This window comes from Pedobacter sp. Bi126, from assembly GCF_918698245.1.
Lineage (GTDB): Bacteria > Bacteroidota > Bacteroidia > Sphingobacteriales > Sphingobacteriaceae > Pedobacter.
Map to the genome: position 1 here is coordinate 541,697 of NZ_CAKKMS010000004.1, position 19,160 is coordinate 560,856.

Consider the following 19,160-nt stretch of genomic DNA (forward strand, 5'->3'; position numbering starts at 1 on the left):
CCTATCTTCAACATTGTAATATTTTTAGGTATTAGCATCAAGAGCTTTTTAAATTTTCTAATTTGGTAACCATCAAATTTAGAAATGAGCGTATGATGACTACTTATCTGATGAAGTGTTTTTTTAGGGCCAATACCTTTATTCTTTGCTTTTTACTTCTTTCTTGCACTGTTAAAGCACAGCAAAAATTAAATGTGGCAATAGCAGGACTAACTCACGATCACGTTTATCTCATCATGAACAGCTACCAAAAAGCTGAAGTGAACATTATTGGTATTGCCGAAAGTAATCCTGGGCTTGTTAAAAGGTTTAAAAACCGCTATAAAATTCCCGATAGCTTATTTTATAATAACCTTACTAATTTATTAAAGAAAAAGAAACCTGATGTTGTTTTGGCATACAATGCTATAAGCGAACATTTGGCTGTAGTAGAAGCTGCCGCTCCCCTCGGCATATCGGTAATGGTAGAAAAACCATTGGCGATAACAGTTAAGCAGGCAGAAAGAATGGCTGAACTAGCAGTACAGTATAAAGTACATGTACTCACCAATTACGAAACTACCTGGTATCCGAGTAATCAAGAGCTTTACAAGGAAGTAAAGGAATCCAATACCATTGGTGCCTTACGTAAAATAATCGTGCACGATGGCCATCAGGGACCGAAAGAAATTGGAGTGAGTGCTGAGTTTTTAAGCTGGTTAACCGATCCCAATCAGAACGGGGCAGGCGCATTGGTAGATTTTGGCTGTTATGGTGCTAATTTAATGACTTGGTTAATGGATGGAAAAGCCCCAATTTCGGTTAGTGCAATTACCCATCAGATTAAAAAAGATGTTTATCCGAATGTTGATGACGATGCAACAATTTTATTGGAGTACCCATCGGCTACGGGGATTATCGAAGCATCGTGGAATTGGCCCTTTAGCATAAAAGATATGGAAGTATTTGGAGCAAATGGATACATGCAGGCCGTTAATGATAAAACGTTAAGGCTAAAGAATAATGGGAAGGATGATTATAAAATTTATCAGGCTAAGACATCGAAGCCAATTTATTCAAACCATTTAAGTTATCTGTCTGCAGTTTTAAAAGGAGAAATTAATCCAGCAAATGACTTATCATCGCTGCCGAATAATTTAATTGTGGTCAAAATTTTAGCGGCCGCTAAAAAATCAGCTCAAACAGGCAAAAAGGTGATTTTAAAATAGTCACTACATCATAAAAATAGCCACCTGTGCGATGGCTATTGGTAAGAAGAATAGTGTCTTCTCTATGGTGTGCCTGCCCTCCGCGGATCTCCCGCTCACAGGACTTTTTTATCTTTCTTTTATGCTTAACAATTTAGGCAATAGTTGGTTTTGATCCGCAAAATAATTTTGCACATCGTGTGGAAAATGTTAATATCTCTAAAAACGGATCAAGCGTAATCTACATCAAGAACTGGCAAAAAACTTATGGAGAAATTAACTGTTGAGACGGGTTTGGTTCGGAGTTGGTTCGGACTTAAGACGGAGTTGTGACAATGTTACCCGAACAAAGCCTGTTTAAACTCCGAGATTTATACATTACAAAATGCCAATAATGATTTACTTGAATGAAATTAAATATTAGGGCGTCATTTGCTGTGGTCAGTTTCTTCTGCCATGCGAATTATAAAAGGCTAGTAGATAACCTGAAAATGAATAAAATGTGTGGCTAAGGAGAAACTTAGATTGGGCTAACTTCTGCTCTATAGCTTAAATATTCATCTTCTTTCCCGGTCATAAGGGTTTTAGCCGCTTGTTTCCATATGAAGTATTGTACGCGTTTTTTGATTAAAACTTTTTAAGGTGTGTGATGTTTGTGATGTGGTTGCTGCCGATGATATAATTAAATCGTTTAGTGGCAAATTATCAAACATTAAATCATGGTCGAATTAAATAAAGAGCTTTTTTGTAACCTGGGCAACCGCTCTGTTGACGGGTATTTTATTTTCGATTATACGGCAAAAAATTTTTCATACCTCAATAAATCGATAAGTAAAATTTGGGAACTCGGCCTTGATGAAATTGCGGCTAATCCTCAACTACTTTTAGCGCGGGTACATCCTGAAGATATTGCACATGTAATGTCCTGTTACAAAGAATGCCTGGAAGAAGGTACGGAGAAAAAATATGAATTCAGGTTAATATTTGCCGGTAGAGAAAAATATGTGCGGGTAATTGTGTTTGCCGTTGCCGATGAGGAAGTAAAGCGTTTAGTAGGTACAGTAGAAGATACCACGATAATGCGGCACAATAAAATCCATATTGAACAAATAAACGCCCGAAAAAATATAACCTTAGAAGTATTGGCACACGACTTAAAGGAACCGTTGGCCATGATGAAATTAACTGCTTCGTCTATGAAAAATGGTGTTGCCCAAACAGGCGATGAGCAGATGATAAACTCACTAGCTTTTATTCTGGATATGTGTGAGCGTAACCTGCTTTTGGTACGGAGCATGATTAACCGGGAGTTTTTAAAATCGTCGGTAATAGAAATTGGCAAGGAGCGGGCCGATTTGGTCTGGGAACTTAGGGATGTTGTTCGTTTTTACAAACGATCGAAACTAGGCAAAATGAAGAATATTAAATTCACAAGTTCTGCCGAACAGATTTACCTGCACCTGGATAGCATGAAATTTATGCAGGTGATCAATAATCTAATCTCAAATTCAATAAAATTCACTGCCGATTATGGGAATATTACTTTACATGCCGAGGAATATGAAAGTACTGTTTTAATTACAGTAGCCGATAATGGGGTTGGAATTCCAGATGAGTTGCAGGCTGGCCTTTTTGATCATTTGCCCGAAACTTTAAGGCCAGGTTTGAAAGGCGAAGAATCGGGAGGATTTGGTATGGGAATAATCAAAGCAATTGTTGAATTGCACCAAGGGAAAATCTGGTTTAAAAGCAAAATTGGTATCGGAACTACCTTCTATATTGAGCTGCCTAAGTAGCCTTTTTTAATTTTAAAACAGTGTAAGTTATATTTGAATTATGATTAACATTATTCTTGCGGATGATCACCATATTATCCGAACCTCACTTAAAGCACTTATAGAAAAACACGAAGGCATCAAGGTTGTTGCAGAAGTATCAGACGGTTTGGCGGTTTTGGAACTTTTGGAAAAGGGAATAAAAGCTGATATCATTTTATCAGATATTGTAATGCCTGGGCTCGATGGAATAGGTTTAGCCAGTACCATTAAGGAGCGGGGATACGACGTGAAAGTAGTTGTTTTGTCTATTTTAGATGATGAAAAGTACGCGTCAAATGCCTTTACATCAGGCGCTTTTGCTTACCTGTCAAAAGATATCGAAGAAGATGAATTGCTGTTTTGCCTAAAACATGTAATGAAAGGAAAACGCTATCTTTCCTCTAATTTATGCATCTCCATTTTAGAGCGTTTTAATACCCAGTTAAATATGCTTTCGCAAAAAATGAATACTGAAATCAACTTTTCTGAACGCGAAATTAATGTATTAAAACTCATTGCAGATGGGTTGACGAATCAGGAAATAGCGGATAAATTGTACTTAAGCAGGCGCACAGTAGAGAGCCAGAGAGAAGCTTTAATCAGTAAAACCGGCACAAAAAACTCTGCTTCTTTGGTTCGTTTTGCTATGCGAAATGGTTATGTAGCCTAGTATTTTTGATCGTTTTAGGGCAATTTTTTAGTGTTTTAAATAAACCGTAAAAAATCGGGTATTTCTACAAATAACATTGCATGGTGCTGTTTGTTGAATATCTACATCATACCTAAAACGAATTATGGAAACATTAAATTTCAATTGTGACATATACCAATACAGGCAACCACTTTTCGATCGCGCATTAGCCTATACGCATGATGAAGACGATGCAGCTGATTTAGTTCAAGACACCTTTATGAAGGCGTTTAGGTTTTCGGCTAAGTTTGAAATGGGAAGTAACGTACGCGCTTGGCTTTTTACAATTCTAAAAAATACCTTTCTTAATCATTATTATAAGGTAAAAAGGAAAAATGAAATGATCCAGCAGGAAGAGGATTTAACTTCCCTCCAACTGGTTCCAAGCGCATCATCTAATGGTGGTGCGGCAAAGTTTATGATGGAGGACATCCAGAAATCATTAAATGCTTTGCCAGAAGATTGCCGTTTTTGCTTTTGCCGTTATTTTGAAGGTTATAAATATCATGAAATTGCTGCTGAGCTCGATATCCCGTTGGGCACTGTGAAAACCAAAATACATGTAGCAAGAGGGCTTCTTAAAAAGATGCTTAAAAATTATAAATCTGGTTTGGCTGCTTAATGTTCTCATCATTTATTCGGTAAATTCAGGTATAAATACATCATGTGAGCTAATTAACTTAAACTAGATTTGTTGCATATGAGCAACGTGCTAGTTAATAAAATCTTCATAGTTGATGATGATGAAAACATCCACGACATTATAAATTTAATTTTTGAGGAAGAGCATTACCTGATTAAAGGCGCTTTAAGCGCCGATGATCTGGAAGAAGAAATCGCTGATTTTCTGCCAGATATTATTTTATTGGATATCTGTATTGGTAAACATGATGGGCGGGATATTTGCAATAAATTAAAGCACAATCCTAAAACAGCTCATTTGCCCATTATATTGCTTTCGGCTTTAAATATGGATAATTTAGGCTGCTCACCAACGGCCATCATTGAAAAACCTTTTGATATTATGGATCTCCAACAAAAGGTGAAAACATTGTTGGATAAAAACTAAAGATCATTTGAGCATAAAAAAGGGATAGACTAACAGCCTATCCCTATATCTAAACTCAAACATGCGCTCAAACATGAATGAATCTCCAAAATTAAACATTTTAGTTTATTATTAGTTTTAAAAAAGCAGTGTAAATAGTTAAAGATTACATATTAGAAGGGTGTTAAGCCACGCTGAGTTTTACTATCTGAAATACTTAGTTTCATTTTTGAGTTTTATTGCGGAGATTTATAAAATGAAATTATCATGATTTTCAAACTGTACTCCAGGTCAATCATGATTGCTTCATTACCATTAAAACATATTGATACAGATGAAAATAGCAACTTATAATGTAAACGGAATAAATGGGCGCTTACCTGTGCTGTTACGTTGGCTGGAAGAAACCCAACCTGATGTAGTGTGTTTACAAGAATTAAAGGCACCGCAAGAAAAGTTTCCGGAGCAGGCTATTAAAGATGCTGGTTATAATGCCATTTGGCATGGTCAAAAAAGTTGGAATGGCGTTGCTATATTGGCTCGAAATCTGGAAATAAAAGAGCTAAAACGAAATTTGGATGGCGATCCTGAAGATTTGCACAGCCGATACATCGAAGCAATGGTGAATAATGTTATAATTGGTTGTCTTTACCTTCCGAACGGAAATCCGGCACCAGGACCAAAATTCGAATACAAGTTGCGATGGTTTGAGCGTTTTACGGCCCACGCGGCAAAACTGTTGGAATATAATTTACCAGTAGTTTTATGTGGCGATTATAACGTAATACCTACAGAGCTTGATGCCTATAAACCAGAACGTTGGGTTGAAGATGCTTTATTCCGTCCCGAAACCCGTTTGGCATTTCAAAATTTAATGGCGCAAGGCTGGACAGATGCGATCAGAAAATTATACCCTACGGAAACGATATATACCTTTTGGGATTATTTCAGGAATGCATACGGTAGAGATGCGGGATTAAGAATTGATCATTTTTTACTAAGCCCTCAGGTTAGTGATCGCTTAAAATCTGCGGGAGTAGATAAACACGTGAGGGGCTGGGAAAAAACAAGCGATCACGGGCCGGTATGGATTGAACTTAGCGAGGTTTAATATTATTGCAGCTTATTCTTTAAATCGGTTACATCTAAAATTGTTCCTATTAATTTTAAGCATTCGCCGTCCGGTTGGGATAGTATTCCATCGGCTTTAATCCATCTAATTTCTCCATCAGGCCTGCAAATCCTGTATACCGAGTGGTAACTGTTTTTTTCTTTCGAAACCGTGAGTTCAATTTCATCCTGAACGTGGTCAAGGTCGTCTGGTAAAATTAGGCCTAAAACTTTTTCATAACTTAAAACCTCATCTGGTGGGCAACCTAGGCTTTTCTTAAATGATCGGGTTGAACGGAGGATGCCCGTTGCTATACTTAATTCCCAAAAACCAAGACCAAGGTGGTCGAACACCACATCCCAATGATCATCGCAAATAATGGATAGATCAATATTTTTCTTATTTGTACTCATAAATAAAGGATAAACTATTTGGGGAAATTACATAAACAATGTAAAAGTATTTTGAGTATTAATAAAAATAAGCGTAGTGCTCAGGGGTTTAAATAAAATGAGAAGCAAAAGGTAGGATGGTTTTGCGTAGTTGCCCGAGCAGGCAAAAAATAAGTCAAGCTTTAAAACTTGACTTACTTGGGAATAATTAATGCTGATTGGTGTTTTTTGACTTTTCTATCAGTTCTTTTTGATCGCTCAAATCTTTATAGTAGAAATAACCACCAAATCCTAAGATGAGGATGATATTACTTATTTTGAAACTATGATCAAGCCAATAACTGAATGCTGGCACATTGCCACTAAAACTCTGTTTAATGTTTGGCCAGGAGTTAAGAATGAAAATAATAACAATCATTAGCAAAACCTTTAGCAAGGTGCTGATGATGATCTTTTGATGATTTACTTTTTCCATTATTTAAACTCTCTGAAATCCTGACCGTCGGTAATGTTCAATAAGCTTTCATAAATCAAGCTGATTACATTGTCAACATCCTCTTTGTGCACCATTTCTACGGTAGTATGCATATAACGTAACGGCAAAGAAATTAATGCTGATGGTACGCCGCCATTCGAATAGGCAAAAGCATCGGTATCGGTTCCGGTAGAACGCGAAGATGCCTGGCGCTGGAAAGGAATATGGTTTTTCTCAGCCGTTTTAATTAATAATTTATTTAAATTGGTTTGAACAGCTGGCGCATACGACACCACAGGGCCTTTACCGGCCGATAAATCGCCTTGAATGTTTTTGTTGATCATTGGCGTAGTGGTATCGTGTGTTACATCGGTAATAATGGCCACATTGGGTTTAATTCGCTGGGCAATCATCTCGGCACCGCGTAAACCGATTTCTTCCTGTACAGAGTTTACAATGTATAAGCCGAAAGGAAGTTTTTTCTTGTTCTCTTTTAATAAACGTGCTACTTCGGCAATCATAAAGCCGCCCACACGGTTATCTAAGGCACGGCCCACATAATAGCGGTCATTCAAAACCATAAACTCATCTTCGTAGGTAATTACACAGCCTACGTGGATGCCCAATTTTTCTACTTCTTCCTTTGTAGTACAACCACAGTCTAAAAAGATGTTTTTTAATTCTGGTGCCTGTTCTTTTTCGCCATGTCGGGTGTGGATCGCTGGCCAACCGAATACTGCTTTAACCAATCCCTTTTCAGTATGAATATTTACCCGTTTTGATGGCGCAATCTGATGATCTGAACCACCATTGCGGATTACATAAATTAAACCATCTGCGGTAATGTAATTTACATACCAGGAAATTTCATCGGCATGTGCTTCTATAACTACTTTAAAAGCAGCTTTAGGGTTAATAACACCTACAGCGGTACCGTAGTTATCGATAAAGTGTTCGTCGATATATGGTTTTAAATAGTTTAACCAAAGTTTTTGCCCTTCCCATTCGTAACCGGTAGGAGCAGGATTATTGATGTATTCTTCAAGAAAGTGTAGCGATTTTTTCGTTACCACAGCAACATGTTTTTTCTTTTCGTCGTCTTTTTTCTTAGCCATTTTAATAGATATGAGATTTGAGTATTTAGATTTGAGACATCATACTCATTTTAACTTAACTTGATAATTCTTTTTCCATTACCACAAAATCGTAACCATCTTTAAAAAAGGTTTTATCGGTTTCGTGGAAGCCAAATTTAAAATAAAATTCCTTAGCATTTACACGCGCGTTGCACCATAGTTTTGTCGCTTTTTGAATTTTACAAAAATCAAGGATATAGGCCATTAGTTGTGAGCCATAACCTGCTTTTTGAGTATCGGGCAGAACGGCAAGTTTACGGAACTGATAAACATCTCCATCATGAAATAAAGAAACTACCCCAGTTAACTTATGATCGAGGTATAATCCAAAATGGATGCCTTCAAAATCATCCGGAAGCTTTACGCTATCAAAAGGTAATTCTGGATACATGGCCTCGTGCCTGATCCGCCAGGTTAGAGAAGGGAATATTTGCTCAATTTGAACCATAATTATAATAAAAAGCTAAAGCCGATTTTTCCGCCAATTCCGTAATAGGTATCGGTTTTGTTAATTGCAGCTAAAGGGCCTAAAGCCAATTCGAAGTTAACTTTTCTACGAACAGCAGTTTGAAATCCCCATTGCGGCATAATATTAATCTGATAACCATATACGGTATCACTTTGTGTTGGGATAATGGCTAATACATCAAGGCCTACATAACCAGCACTGTTATTTAAAGTTCTTTTACCTTTTTTAATCCTTCTGTTAAAATTGTAATAGTGCCTAAATCCTGCATTAAGAGCAGGGTAAACTTTGAAATCTGTGTCTGTGTTAAAGCTAAAATTATAATTGTTATCAATGGAAATCTCAGTTCGATAAATAAAAACGCCTTGGGCCCCTGCACCAAAATAAACTGAAGTTGTTTTACCCACTTTTTGCTCCCTTTCGTAGCCAAGTCCCAATATGGTCAACCTGATTTTATTTAATGATTTTACTTCGGTTGGCTGTTCTACTTTTGTACTGTCTTGCGCTTTTGCTTTACCGAAAATGGCCAGGCAAATAAGTAAGGCCGAAAATGTTTTGATCGCGTTTTTAGATTTCATGAAATTTTTATTGATTAGTTATTTGTTTTTTCTTCCGTAGAACTGATAAATTAAGATATTAAGGACAATTATTCCCGTCATTCCATAACAGAATAATGCCCATCCGCCTTGGTCCCACAGCCACAAACCCAAAGCTGAGCCACAGCTGGCGCCAATAAAACTAACCGACATAAAAATGGTGTTTAGTCTGTTTCTGGCCTCTGGTATTAGGGTGTAAATTCGGGTCTGGTTGGTTACGTGTATGGCTTGCTGACCGATGTCTATAAGCACAATGCCAATTACAAACAGGTACAAATGGCTGCCAGTAAAATAAAACAAGGCGATACTAACGATTTGTAATATAAAACCAATCATTAAGTTTTTGCGCGGATTGTTACCGTCGCTTAACTTTCCAACCAATGGCGCTGCCAATGCGCCTGCGGCGCCAGCAATTCCAAATAATCCAATCTGCAGGGTTTGGAAATTAAAGGGTGGGTTAGCCAGAAACAATACCATGGTAGTCCAAAATGCACTAATAATGGCGAAAGCCAGGAAGTTAATAATCGAAGTCTCCCTTAAGGCAGGTTGGGTTTTAATGTAACTGAACATCGAACGCATGAGTTCTTTGTAGGTACCTTTAAAGGCAGGATAACTCTGTGGAAAACGTTTGGCCATTAAAAAAATAAGCAGGCCACAAATTCCGGCCGCAATATAATAAACGGCTCTCCAGCCTAGCCAAAAGCCAATACTGCCGCTTACCGCCCGCGAAGCTAAAATTCCGACCAGTAAACCGCTCATAATCATACCGATATTGGCTCCCCGGTTCTCGTCGGTACTTAAATTAGCCGCTAAGGGCAAAATCAATTGGGGTACAATAGAGCAGGTGCCAATTAAAATTGAGGCAACTTCCAGTACAAAAAAGGTATGTGAAACCGCGGCAACCAGTAAGGCGAAGATTGCCAGTCCCGTAATTACAAGGATCTGTTTTTTGCGCTCAAACATATCGCCCAGCGGTACTAAAAGGAAAAGCCCTAAAGCATAACCGATCTGCGTGAGGTAGGTAATCCGTCCGGCATCGGTTTCGGTGAGGTTAAAATCTTTTGCAATTAAGATTACCAAAGGTTGGCAGTAGTAAATATTTGCAACAATCAGGCCTGTGCAAAAAGCCATGAGGAGGATATCGGCGCGTGATAATTTCTGAGTAATCTGCATTTAGTCTTAAGTCGGAAGCCCTCAGTCATGAGTCTCTATAGTCTGGATTGATACAAACCTTACTATGGACCAATGACTGGGATTATTTTCTACAAAGGTATATTTCCATGTTTCTTTCTTGGATTATTCACCACCTTATTTTCCAACATCTTAAAGGCTTTTATCAACTTTGTACGGGTTTGGGCTGGTTCAATCACCTCATCAACAAAGCCGCGCTCGGCCGCGCGATAAGGGTTGGCAAAGATATCTGAATATAATTTTTCTTTCTCCAGCCATTTCTCTTCAGGGTGTTCTGCTGAAGTAATTTCTCTTTTAAAAATAATTTCGGCAGCACCTTTAGCACCCATTACAGCAATTTCTGCACTTGGCCAGGCGTAGTTCATATCTGCACCAATATGTTTGCTGTTCATCACATCATAGGCACCACCATAAGCTTTTCTGGTAATTACAGTAATGCGTGGTACAGTAGCCTCACTAAAAGCGTATAGCAATTTTGCCCCATTGGTGATAATGCCATTCCACTCCTGATCTGTACCCGGCAAAAATCCTGGAACATCTTCAAATACCAATAATGGAATATTAAAACAATCGCAAAAGCGGACAAAACGTGCTGCCTTGGTAGAAGAATTGCTATCTAAAACGCCTGCCAAATAAGCGGGTTGATTGGCTACAATACCAATACTTCTCCCTGCAAGGCGGGCAAAGCCTACCACAATATTTTCGGCATAAGCAGCATGCACCTCTAAAAAGCTATCCGTATCGGCCACGACAGAAATCACTTCACGTATATCGTAAGGTTGTGAAGCATTTTCGGGCATAAAAGTGTTTAATTCTGGTCGGCTTTCATCGGCTGTTTCATAAGGTAAATGATCGGCTATTTCCTCACAGTTTTGCGGCATATAGCTCAGTAGTTTCTTTACATGGTTAATAGCCTCAATTTCGTTGGCACAGGCAAAATGGGTAACGCCCGATTTTGTAGCATGTGTGCTGGCACCGCCTAATTCTTCTGAGGTTACTTCTTCGTGCGTTACCGTTTTAACCACATTTGGGCCCGTAACAAACATATAAGAAGTATTTTCTACCATTAAAATAAAATCGGTAATGGCTGGCGAATAAACAGCACCCCCTGCGCATGGCCCCATAATGGCCGATAGCTGCGGAATTACACCCGAAGCCTGTACGTTTTTATAAAAGATATCGGCATAACCGCCCAAAGAAACAACCCCTTCCTGAATGCGGGCACCGCCACTATCATTTAAACCGATCAGTGGTGCACCATTTTCCATGGCCATATCCATAAGCTTGCAAATTTTCTCTGCATGGGTTTCGGATAGTGAGCCTCCAAACACGGTGAAATCCTGAGAGAATACATAAGTTAACCTGCCATTAATTGTTCCATAGCCCGTTACTACACCATCGCCAAGATATTTTTCGCGTTCCATTCCAAAGTCAGTACTTCGGTGCGTAACCATCATGCCAATTTCTTCAAAGCTCCCTTCATCCATTAAAAAATGAATGCGCTCGCGGGCTGTAAGTTTACCTTTTTTATGCTGACTGTCGATTCGGGCCTGTCCACCGCCAAGGTTTGCCTGGTTAATTTTATCTTTAAGTAATGCTATTTTTTTGTCCATTTGCAACGCTATGAGATTTTAAAATTAAAAATTACCAGCGGTAATACAAGGTAAACGAGGTGTTATTTTAAGCATACCATGTCGAGTAAAGCAGAAGGCTGGCTATGGAAACGGTTGGTTCTGCGCTTTTGGCTTTTTTAGCCCCGCTTTTTGGTACGAGTTCCGATGAAGGATCGGAAGCTCTTCCCGGCAATCGGGTTTATTTCACCTAGGCCTGTGCTTGGAAAACAAACCGCTGTTAACTAAACCCGACAGCAGCGGTTCCGATTCTTCATCGGAATTAGCGAATGGCGGGACTACAGCACCTATGAAATACTAACCTTTCATTTTCAAATAAAGAATAATAATTTTAATAGGAAACGGTTGGTTCTGCGCTTTTGGCTTTTTTAGCCCCGCTTTTTGGTACGAGTTCCGATGAAGGATCGGAAGCTCTTCCCGGCAATCGGGTTTATTTCACTTAGGCCGGTGTTTGGAAAACAAACCGCTGTTAACTAAACCCAACAGCAGCGGTTCCGATTCTTCATCGGAATTAGCGAATGGCGGGACTACAGCACCTATGAAATACTAACCTTTCATTTCCAAATAAAAAATAATAATATTTAATAAGAAACGGTTGGCTCTGAGCTTTTGGTAGGTTAGGTCCCGCTTTTTGGTACGAGTTCCGATGAAGGATCGGAAGCTCTTCCCGACAATCGGGTTTATTTAACCTAAGGCAGTGCAAGAAACAGCTTTTATGTCGAATGCAATCGCCTTATCTGTTAAATTACATTTTTTTTACAGCTTAAAGCATTGAAAAACCAATTATCCGTTTATTTTTGTAACCGTTAGTATTAAAACAACATTAGGATTTTAGATGTTTTTAAGGAAATACAAGTATTTAATCGTTGCCTCATTCATGTTCATCTTCATGGCGAAGATGGGTATATCTGGTGCGCCGGTATTTTGTACGAGTATTGACAAGGAAATCATGAACGCTGTAATCATGCAAATCGAGTTAGAGCATGAAGGCGGGAAGGATACCGCCAAAGACACTGCAAAATTTACCGATTTCAAACTCGTTGAACTTAATCATCCTATCTTCTCTTACGAATTCTCTTCAAGCCATTTCTTTCTGAAGAGCAGTTTCATCGAACATTTCAAAAGATATGTAGATCCATATCACCCTACGGTACCAACACCGCCACCTAACTTTATTTAGTCTTTTTTATTGGGGTAACTTATTGCAATCAGTAATTTGAGCAGGTATGTTGTGTTAAATATTTATACGATATGCTTGTTCCTTGATCGCTTTTAAGATTCCTCCGCGATTTATTCGTTAAAATTTATTAGATAATTATATCGTTATGCAAAAGTTTAACCCGGCCTTTTCAGGTTCGGACGTGAAGAAATATATTCTTAAAAAGAATTTAAAGAAAGATTTACCTGCAAGTATTGTAGTGTTTTTAGTGGCTTTGCCATTGTGTTTAGGTATTGCACTAGCCTCAGGTGCACCGTTATTTGCTGGTTTGATCACTGGTATTATTGGAGGGGTAGTGGTTGCCTCTTTCAGTGGATCGCAATTGAGCGTTAGTGGCCCTGCAGCGGGTTTAACCGTTATTGTTTTGGGTGCCATAACATCTTTGGGGAGTTATCAAACCTTTTTACTTGCAGTTGTATTGGCTGGGGTATTCCAAATGATTTTAGGCCTGGTAAAAGCCGGAACTATTGGTAATTACTTCCCTTCGAGTGTAATTGAGGGGATGCTTGCAGCAATCGGACTGATTTTGATTTTAAAACAGTTGCCACATGCGTTGGGTGTTGATACCGATTTTAGTGGCGACGAAGGATTCTTTCAGCAAGATCACGAAAATACTTTTTCTGCGATTACAGCAGCGGTAAGCCATTTTAGTTTGGCTGCTGTGGTTATCAGTTTATTATCGATAGCTATTCTGATTGTTTGGCCTAAATTTCCAAAATTAGCGGTTGTACCTGCACCATTGTTGGTGGTAACACTTGGGGTTCTTGGAACTATACTTTTTGCTGGTACCGATCATCCGCTACGCGCCGATCAGATGGTGAAAATTCCAGTGGTAAGTGGTTTTGGCGAATTTTTAGGCCTGTTTACCATGCCCGATTTCTCTCAGTTGGCTAATAAAAATGTTTATATAACAGCTGCAACTATTGCCGTTGTGGCAAGTTTAGAAACTTTATTAAGCATAGAGGCAGTAGATAAAATAGATCCAATTAAACGTGTATCGCCAACAAATAGAGAATTAATCGCCCAAGGTTTAGGCAACATCACCAGTGGTATGGTTGGTGGCTTACCTATGACATCGGTAATTGTTCGTAGTTCGGCGAATGTTAACGCTGGTGCCCGGACCAAAATGTCGGCTATTTTTCATGGTTGTTGGTTATTACTTTCACTTTTGTTTATTCCAGGGGTAATTAACATGATTCCGTTGTCGTGTTTGGCCGCAATCCTTTTGGTAACAGGATATAAACTAACCCGTATTAGTTTATTTAAACACATGTACCATAAAGGATGGGACCAGTTTGTGCCATTTGTAGTTACGGTGCTTGCAGTTTTATTTACCGATCTGCTAAAAGGTGTGGCCGTTGGTATGTTGGTTTCTATTTTCTATTTACTCCGTACCAATATGCGTAACCCGTTCTTTTACAGAATTACAAATGAAGGTGATAAAAAGCACATCAGGATTAAACTGGCAGAAGAGGTTTCTTTTCTGAACAAAGCAGCAATACAAGTAGTTTTAACGAATATTCCGAAAGAAACAGATGTAATTATTGATGGTTCGAATGCCAGGTATATCGATCCTGATGTATTGGAAACGATTTATAATTACAAACATAATGCTTATACCAAGGGTATTATCGTCACATTGGAGAATATCCAAAAACATTATACAGTACCAAAATTAAATATAAAAGTAGAAGAAGATATTAATAAGTCATAATTATGTGCGCAAAAACAATAGATACGAAAGATATAACATACGATAGCCTGTTACAAGGCAATAGGGACTGGGTTAAAGATACAATTGACAATGATCCTGCCTTTTTTGATAAACTGTCTGAAGGTCAGAGCCCACCGGTATTGTGGATCGGTTGTTCTGATAGCCGTGTGCCGGCAAACCAGATTACCAACACCAGACCAGGCGATATTTTTGTACATAGAAACATCGCCAATGTGGTGGTTCATACCGATATGAATTTACTTTCAGTGCTGGATTATTCCATTAATGTATTAAAAGTAAAACACGTTATTGTTTGTGGCCATTATGGCTGCGGTGGCGTGAAAGCTGCATTAGGCAATAAACAGGTTGGAATTATTGATAACTGGTTGAGAAATATCCGTGATGTATACCGTACGCACGAACGTGAAATGGCGACAATCAAAGATCCTGATCAGCGTTTTGACCGCTTAGTTGAATTAAATGCCATTGAGGGCGCTGCAAATGTAACCAATACATCAATTGTACAAAGTGCATGGGCCAATGGCCAGGAGTTAGCCGTACATGCCTGGGTTTATAGTTTAAAAACAGGAATCATTAAAGACTTAAAAGTAACCTGTACTTGTCTTGATGATGTTGCCCCTGCGTTTAAAGTAGGATAAAAGCACCAATAAGTGCTATTTTTTAGTTGTTAGGAAAAGCTCCCGATTTTACATCGGGGGCTTTTATTTTTCTGTGGTATTGGGCATATTTCCTGCTTCTCCCTTATTGCCTTTTTCTGCATCTGTTCTTGCTTCTTCCGAACCAAAATCGCCCATTCCGAAATCTCTGCCAAGGTTACCGGCTTCAGTTTCAACACTATTTTTCTTTTCGTTATCGTTGCTCCGGTGGCGCGGCACCTGCTGATCGGGCATATTGGTTTTATCTGCACTGTTATCAGCGTTTTTATTGCCCAGATTTTTGTTGTTATCTTTTGTGTTTTCCATGATCTTCTTTTAAGCTATTATATAAAACAGCATAAAAGAAGATTGGTTTTACATCTTTAAAATGGTGTTGTATAAGTCGAGTTGGTCAGGGAAATCGACCAGCCGATCGGTTTTATTTGGTTTTCGCTTCTTCGGTACTTAATAAAGATTCCAATTCTTTCACCTTTTCCGGATATTTTAATGCAAGGTTGTTCTTTTCACCCAAATCATCATTTAAGTTATACAGTTGCACTGTAGGCAGGTTTCCACTATCGGTATGGGTAAGTTTATAAAAAGCTTCTCCTTTTGATGGCCTGATATATTTCCAGTTATCTTTAACAATTGCCAGTTGATTACTCTGTTCGATAAAGAAATCACGGCCTTTTTGGTCTTTTCCGGTAAAAGCATCCCATACATTTTTACTGTCAATTGCGTTTTTGCTTTCTACATTGAAAAAGCTGGCAAACGAGGCCAAAAAATCAATCTGTGAAACTAAGGCTCCGGAAACACCCGGTTTGATTGTTGCTGGCCACGAAATAATAAAAGGTTCACGTGTACCACCTTCTAAAATGCTGTATTTTCCTCCACGTAAACTACCTGCAGGTGTATGGCCGTTTAATTTTTCGAAACCCTGATCTTCGTAGCCGTCCATAATTACAGGACCATTGTCGCTACTGAAAATGATCATCGTATTTTTATCAAGGCCCAGGTATTTTAGTTGTTTTGTTATTTCGCCAACTGCCCAATCGAGTTGTAAAATTACATCACCACGATTGCCCAGTTCACTTTTCCCTTTAAACATGGTGGCAGGCAAACGCGGTACATGCGGTTCGGTTAATGCATAATACAGGAAAAAAGGTTCCTGTTTATGATTTTCGATAAAATTCTTCGCTTTGGTTAAAAAGGTAACCGGAATTTCCTCATCAGTCCAGCGTGCAAGTTTGCCTCCCTGCATATAGCCAATACGGCCAATGCCGTTTACAATGGTTTGGTTGTGCCCATGATTAGCTTCAGCAGGCATTTTTAACAGTTCTGGATGGTCTTTTCCTGTTGGATCAGTACCAACCGGACTTTTATAATCAACTGTAATCGGATCTTTAGGGTCTAAACCCACTACCAATTGATTTTCCATAAAAACAGTAGGTACCCTATCGGCCGTAGCCGGGAAAATAAAGGAATAATCAAAACCGACTTCTTTTGGCCCGGGCTTCACTTCTTTGTTCCAGTCTTTTTCTACTGCATTGCCCAAGCCTAAGTGCCATTTGCCAACAAGACCTGTTTTATAACCAGCCTGCTGAAAAATTGATGGTAAGGAACTATTATCTGTTGGGATAATCAATGCAGCATCGCCTGGCAAAACACCCGTTCCTTTTTTACGCCATGCATATCTTCCCGTCATTAAGGAATAACGTGAAGGCGTACAGGTAGATGCGGTTGCATGACCATTGGTAAACCGCAGCCCTTGCTTTGCCAATGCGTCAATATTTGGGGTTTTTATTTTTGTTGCGCCGTAACAGCTGAGGTCGCCATAACCCAAATCATCAGCATAGATAATAATTACATTGGGTTTCTTTTGTGCTGTGGCGTAAAAGTTAAAGCTGGCGAGGACAATAATGAGGGATAGTAAAAATTTGTGGTTCATGGTTAGAAAGGGATATTCGGTTAGGCATAAAAAAGGCCAAACAATGATGCTTGGCCTTATATGTTAATATTAATCTTCAGCTAAAAACGGATAACGGTAATCAGTTGGCGGATTAAAAGTTTCCTTAATAGTCCGTGGGGAAACCCAGCGCAACAAGTTAATCATTGCACCTGCTTTATCGTTTGTACCTGATCCTCTGGCGCCGCCAAATGGCTGTTGCCCAACTACTGCACCTGTACATTTATCGTTAATGTAAAAATTACCAGCTGAGTTGCGTAATGCGTAACTGGCTTTTTCTATAGCATATCTATCTTGTGATAAAATAGCCCCTGTTAAAGCATAAGGTGAAGTGGTATCAATTACTTCTAAAATCTGGTCGAATTCTTGATCTTGGTATACGTATACAGATAATACCGGGCCAAAAAGTTCTTCACACATAGTGGTATATTTCGGATCGTCAACCACTAAAACAGTTGGTTCTATGAAATAACCTTTGCTCTTATCATAATTACCACCGGCAATAACTTCAACCCCTTTATCTTTTTTAGCCTGATCAATATATTTAGCCAGTTTATCGAAAGAACGTTCATCAATTACAGCATTAATGAAATTGCTGAAATCTTCAGTTCCACCCATTTTAAATGAAGCTAAATCTCTGATCATTAATTTCTTGATCTCAGGCCAAAGGCTTTGTGGGATATAAGTACGGCTGGCAGCAGAACATTTTTGTCCCTGGTATTCGAAAGCACCACGTACAATTGCAGTAGCCGAAGCTGCAACATCTGCACTTGGGTGAACCAAAATAAAGTCTTTACCACCAGTTTCACCAACTATGCGTGGGTATGATTTGTACTTATGGATATTTGTGCCGATTGTTTTCCATATCTCCTGAAAAACTTTGGTAGAACCGGTAAAGTGAATACCTGCAAAATCAGCGTGATTAAAAACTACATCGCCTACTTCAGGACCATCGGCAAAAATAAGGTTAATTACACCATCAGGTAAGCCCGCTTCGCGAAAAACTTGCATAATTACATTAGCCGCATAAACTTGCGTATCAGCAGGCTTCCAAACCACCACATTACCCATCATGGCTACACAAGCAGGTAGATTACCCGCAATTGCTGTAAAGTTGAAAGGAGTTAAAGCAAATATAAAACCTTCTAAAGGGCGTTGTTCGGTTCTGTTCCACATGCCATTTGGAGATACTGGAGGCTGCTGGCCATAAATATCCTGCATATAACTTACGTTAAAACGTAAGAAATCTACCAATTCGCAAGCGGCATCTATCTCTGCCTGATAGGCATTTTTACTTTGCCCAAGCATGGTTGCAGCATTAATTTTGTAACGGTATTTTGTAGCAATCAAATCTGCAGCTTTCATAAAGATGGCAGCTCTGTGTTCCCAAGCTAAAGCTTCCCAATCAGCTTTGGCAGCTAAGGCAGCATCTATAGCTTGTTTCACATGACTTTTGTCGCCATAACTAAATGTGGCCAGTACATGCTGATGATCATGTGGAGCTACTACTTTCTTTTTGTTTTTAGTATGTATTTCTTCTCCGCCAATAAACATTGGAATATCCAATTGTTTAGAACGTGCCTCTGCGATAGCCTCTTTTAAAAGCGAACGTTCTTTTGTGCCTGGCGCATAGCTATTAATAGGCTCGTTAACCGGGGTAGGTACGTTAAAAAATCCTTTAAGCATATTTTATTTTTTATGATTTGGACAAAGATAATGCTTTTTGGGGTAGGCAATTCTATTATTCTGTAAAGAAAATAGAGCAAACGTTTGACTGGAATAGCCAGAGATAGAAGCCTGGAGACCAAAGCCAATGAGCAGGTAATTTTAAAGAAGTTGTGGTTAAAATGTGGGTATAAGAAAA

The 19,160-nt window shown here is 38.9% G+C and carries 19 protein-coding genes; 9 read left to right on the forward strand and 10 right to left on the reverse strand.

Annotated features, from left to right (window positions below):
- Positions 1 to 62: 62 nt before the first annotated feature.
- From LQ201_RS17190 to xth, 6 genes are all read left to right on the forward strand, one after another.
- Complete coding sequence (locus LQ201_RS17190) at positions 63 to 1,208, forward strand: Gfo/Idh/MocA family protein (protein ID WP_230144635.1); 1,146 nt, start codon at positions 63 to 65, stop codon at positions 1,206 to 1,208.
- A 698-nt stretch (positions 1,209 to 1,906) separates the two neighbouring features.
- On the forward strand, positions 1,907 to 2,983 hold the full coding sequence (locus tag LQ201_RS17195; RefSeq protein WP_230144636.1) for a PAS domain-containing sensor histidine kinase: 1,077 nt from the start codon (positions 1,907 to 1,909) through the stop codon (positions 2,981 to 2,983).
- Positions 2,984 to 3,023: 40 nt separating this feature from the next.
- Complete coding sequence (locus LQ201_RS17200) at positions 3,024 to 3,674, forward strand: response regulator transcription factor (protein ID WP_230144637.1); 651 nt, start codon at positions 3,024 to 3,026, stop codon at positions 3,672 to 3,674.
- 124 nt (positions 3,675 to 3,798) lie between these two features.
- Positions 3,799 to 4,317 (forward strand): RNA polymerase sigma factor, encoded by a 519-nt coding sequence (locus LQ201_RS17205; protein WP_230144638.1) that lies wholly within the window; start codon positions 3,799 to 3,801, stop codon positions 4,315 to 4,317.
- 78 nt (positions 4,318 to 4,395) lie between these two features.
- Complete coding sequence (locus tag LQ201_RS17210; protein ID WP_230144639.1) at positions 4,396 to 4,764, forward strand: two-component system response regulator; 369 nt, start codon at positions 4,396 to 4,398, stop codon at positions 4,762 to 4,764.
- Between the two features lie 313 nt (positions 4,765 to 5,077).
- Complete coding sequence (xth, locus tag LQ201_RS17215) at positions 5,078 to 5,854, forward strand: exodeoxyribonuclease III (protein ID WP_230144640.1); 777 nt, start codon at positions 5,078 to 5,080, stop codon at positions 5,852 to 5,854.
- Positions 5,855 to 5,856: 2 nt separating this feature from the next.
- Here the strand turns inward: xth and LQ201_RS17220 are convergent, their stop codons facing one another.
- The 7 genes from LQ201_RS17220 to LQ201_RS17250 form a co-directional block, all read right to left on the reverse strand.
- Positions 5,857 to 6,267, reverse strand: a complete 411-nt coding sequence (locus tag LQ201_RS17220) for a PAS domain-containing protein (protein WP_230144641.1) — start codon at positions 6,265 to 6,267, stop codon at positions 5,857 to 5,859.
- Between the two features lie 187 nt (positions 6,268 to 6,454).
- Positions 6,455 to 6,721 (reverse strand): hypothetical protein, encoded by a 267-nt coding sequence (locus LQ201_RS17225; RefSeq protein WP_029275483.1) that lies wholly within the window; start codon positions 6,719 to 6,721, stop codon positions 6,455 to 6,457.
- On the reverse strand, positions 6,721 to 7,836 hold the full coding sequence (locus LQ201_RS17230; RefSeq protein WP_230144642.1) for a M42 family metallopeptidase: 1,116 nt from the start codon (positions 7,834 to 7,836) through the stop codon (positions 6,721 to 6,723). The genes LQ201_RS17225 and LQ201_RS17230 overlap by 1 nt, the downstream gene beginning before the upstream one ends.
- 55 nt (positions 7,837 to 7,891) lie before the next feature.
- Positions 7,892 to 8,305, reverse strand: coding sequence for a GNAT family N-acetyltransferase (locus LQ201_RS17235; protein WP_230144643.1), 414 nt, complete (start codon positions 8,303 to 8,305; stop codon positions 7,892 to 7,894).
- Between the two features lie 2 nt (positions 8,306 to 8,307).
- Positions 8,308 to 8,901 carry a hypothetical protein gene (locus LQ201_RS17240; RefSeq protein ID WP_230144644.1) on the reverse strand — a complete coding sequence of 198 codons (594 nt, stop codon included), beginning with the start codon at positions 8,899 to 8,901 and terminating at the stop codon, positions 8,308 to 8,310.
- A gap of 18 nt (positions 8,902 to 8,919) precedes the next feature.
- Complete coding sequence (locus tag LQ201_RS17245; protein WP_230144645.1) at positions 8,920 to 10,092, reverse strand: MFS transporter; 1,173 nt, start codon at positions 10,090 to 10,092, stop codon at positions 8,920 to 8,922.
- Positions 10,093 to 10,181: 89 nt separating this feature from the next.
- Complete coding sequence (locus LQ201_RS17250) at positions 10,182 to 11,723, reverse strand: acyl-CoA carboxylase subunit beta (RefSeq protein WP_230144646.1); 1,542 nt, start codon at positions 11,721 to 11,723, stop codon at positions 10,182 to 10,184.
- A gap of 967 nt (positions 11,724 to 12,690) precedes the next feature.
- On the opposite strand from LQ201_RS17250, the gene LQ201_RS17255 reads away from it, so the two are divergent.
- From LQ201_RS17255 to can, 3 genes are all read left to right on the forward strand, one after another.
- Entirely contained in the window at positions 12,691 to 12,921 is a 231-nt protein-coding gene (locus LQ201_RS17255; protein WP_230146655.1) for a hypothetical protein, read from the forward strand.
- 145 nt (positions 12,922 to 13,066) lie between these two features.
- The gene (locus LQ201_RS17260) at positions 13,067 to 14,674 is read left to right on the forward strand and encodes a SulP family inorganic anion transporter (RefSeq protein WP_230144648.1); all 1,608 of its coding nucleotides are present in this window, start codon (positions 13,067 to 13,069) and stop codon (positions 14,672 to 14,674) included.
- Between the two features lie 2 nt (positions 14,675 to 14,676).
- Entirely contained in the window at positions 14,677 to 15,333 is a 657-nt protein-coding gene (gene can, locus LQ201_RS17265) for a carbonate dehydratase (RefSeq protein WP_230144649.1), read from the forward strand.
- Positions 15,334 to 15,396: 63 nt separating this feature from the next.
- Here can and LQ201_RS17270 read toward each other — a convergent pair whose 3' ends face one another.
- From LQ201_RS17270 to pruA, 3 genes are all read right to left on the reverse strand, one after another.
- On the reverse strand, positions 15,397 to 15,657 hold the full coding sequence (locus LQ201_RS17270) for a hypothetical protein (RefSeq protein WP_230144650.1): 261 nt from the start codon (positions 15,655 to 15,657) through the stop codon (positions 15,397 to 15,399).
- 112 nt (positions 15,658 to 15,769) lie between these two features.
- Positions 15,770 to 17,278 (reverse strand): arylsulfatase, encoded by a 1,509-nt coding sequence (locus LQ201_RS17275; protein ID WP_230144651.1) that lies wholly within the window; start codon positions 17,276 to 17,278, stop codon positions 15,770 to 15,772.
- 69 nt (positions 17,279 to 17,347) lie between these two features.
- The gene (gene pruA, locus LQ201_RS17280) at positions 17,348 to 18,982 is read right to left on the reverse strand and encodes an L-glutamate gamma-semialdehyde dehydrogenase (RefSeq protein ID WP_230144652.1); all 1,635 of its coding nucleotides are present in this window, start codon (positions 18,980 to 18,982) and stop codon (positions 17,348 to 17,350) included.
- Between the last annotated feature and the right edge of the window lie 178 nt (positions 18,983 to 19,160).

What these genes read in the sequence shown, in the direction of transcription:
- LQ201_RS17195 (WP_230144636.1), top strand. Translation starts at nt 1,907, where the DNA reads ATGGTCGAATTAAATAAAGAGCTTTTTTGTAACCTGGGCAACCGCTCT.
- LQ201_RS17200 (WP_230144637.1), top strand. Translation starts at nt 3,024, where the DNA reads ATGATTAACATTATTCTTGCGGATGATCACCATATTATCCGAACCTCA.
- LQ201_RS17205 (WP_230144638.1), top strand. Translation starts at nt 3,799, where the DNA reads ATGGAAACATTAAATTTCAATTGTGACATATACCAATACAGGCAACCA.
- LQ201_RS17210 (WP_230144639.1), top strand. Translation starts at nt 4,396, where the DNA reads ATGAGCAACGTGCTAGTTAATAAAATCTTCATAGTTGATGATGATGAA.
- xth (WP_230144640.1), top strand. Translation starts at nt 5,078, where the DNA reads ATGAAAATAGCAACTTATAATGTAAACGGAATAAATGGGCGCTTACCT.
- LQ201_RS17220 (WP_230144641.1), bottom strand. Translation starts at nt 6,267, where the DNA reads ATGAGTACAAATAAGAAAAATATTGATCTATCCATTATTTGCGATGAT.
- LQ201_RS17225 (WP_029275483.1), bottom strand. Translation starts at nt 6,721, where the DNA reads ATGGAAAAAGTAAATCATCAAAAGATCATCATCAGCACCTTGCTAAAG.
- LQ201_RS17230 (WP_230144642.1), bottom strand. Translation starts at nt 7,836, where the DNA reads ATGGCTAAGAAAAAAGACGACGAAAAGAAAAAACATGTTGCTGTGGTA.
- LQ201_RS17235 (WP_230144643.1), bottom strand. Translation starts at nt 8,305, where the DNA reads ATGGTTCAAATTGAGCAAATATTCCCTTCTCTAACCTGGCGGATCAGG.
- LQ201_RS17240 (WP_230144644.1), bottom strand. Translation starts at nt 8,901, where the DNA reads ATGAAATCTAAAAACGCGATCAAAACATTTTCGGCCTTACTTATTTGC.
- LQ201_RS17245 (WP_230144645.1), bottom strand. Translation starts at nt 10,092, where the DNA reads ATGCAGATTACTCAGAAATTATCACGCGCCGATATCCTCCTCATGGCT.
- LQ201_RS17250 (WP_230144646.1), bottom strand. Translation starts at nt 11,723, where the DNA reads ATGGACAAAAAAATAGCATTACTTAAAGATAAAATTAACCAGGCAAAC.
- LQ201_RS17255 (WP_230146655.1), top strand. Translation starts at nt 12,691, where the DNA reads ATGAACGCTGTAATCATGCAAATCGAGTTAGAGCATGAAGGCGGGAAG.
- LQ201_RS17260 (WP_230144648.1), top strand. Translation starts at nt 13,067, where the DNA reads ATGCAAAAGTTTAACCCGGCCTTTTCAGGTTCGGACGTGAAGAAATAT.
- can (WP_230144649.1), top strand. Translation starts at nt 14,677, where the DNA reads ATGTGCGCAAAAACAATAGATACGAAAGATATAACATACGATAGCCTG.
- LQ201_RS17270 (WP_230144650.1), bottom strand. Translation starts at nt 15,657, where the DNA reads ATGGAAAACACAAAAGATAACAACAAAAATCTGGGCAATAAAAACGCT.
- LQ201_RS17275 (WP_230144651.1), bottom strand. Translation starts at nt 17,278, where the DNA reads ATGAACCACAAATTTTTACTATCCCTCATTATTGTCCTCGCCAGCTTT.
- pruA (WP_230144652.1), bottom strand. Translation starts at nt 18,982, where the DNA reads ATGCTTAAAGGATTTTTTAACGTACCTACCCCGGTTAACGAGCCTATT.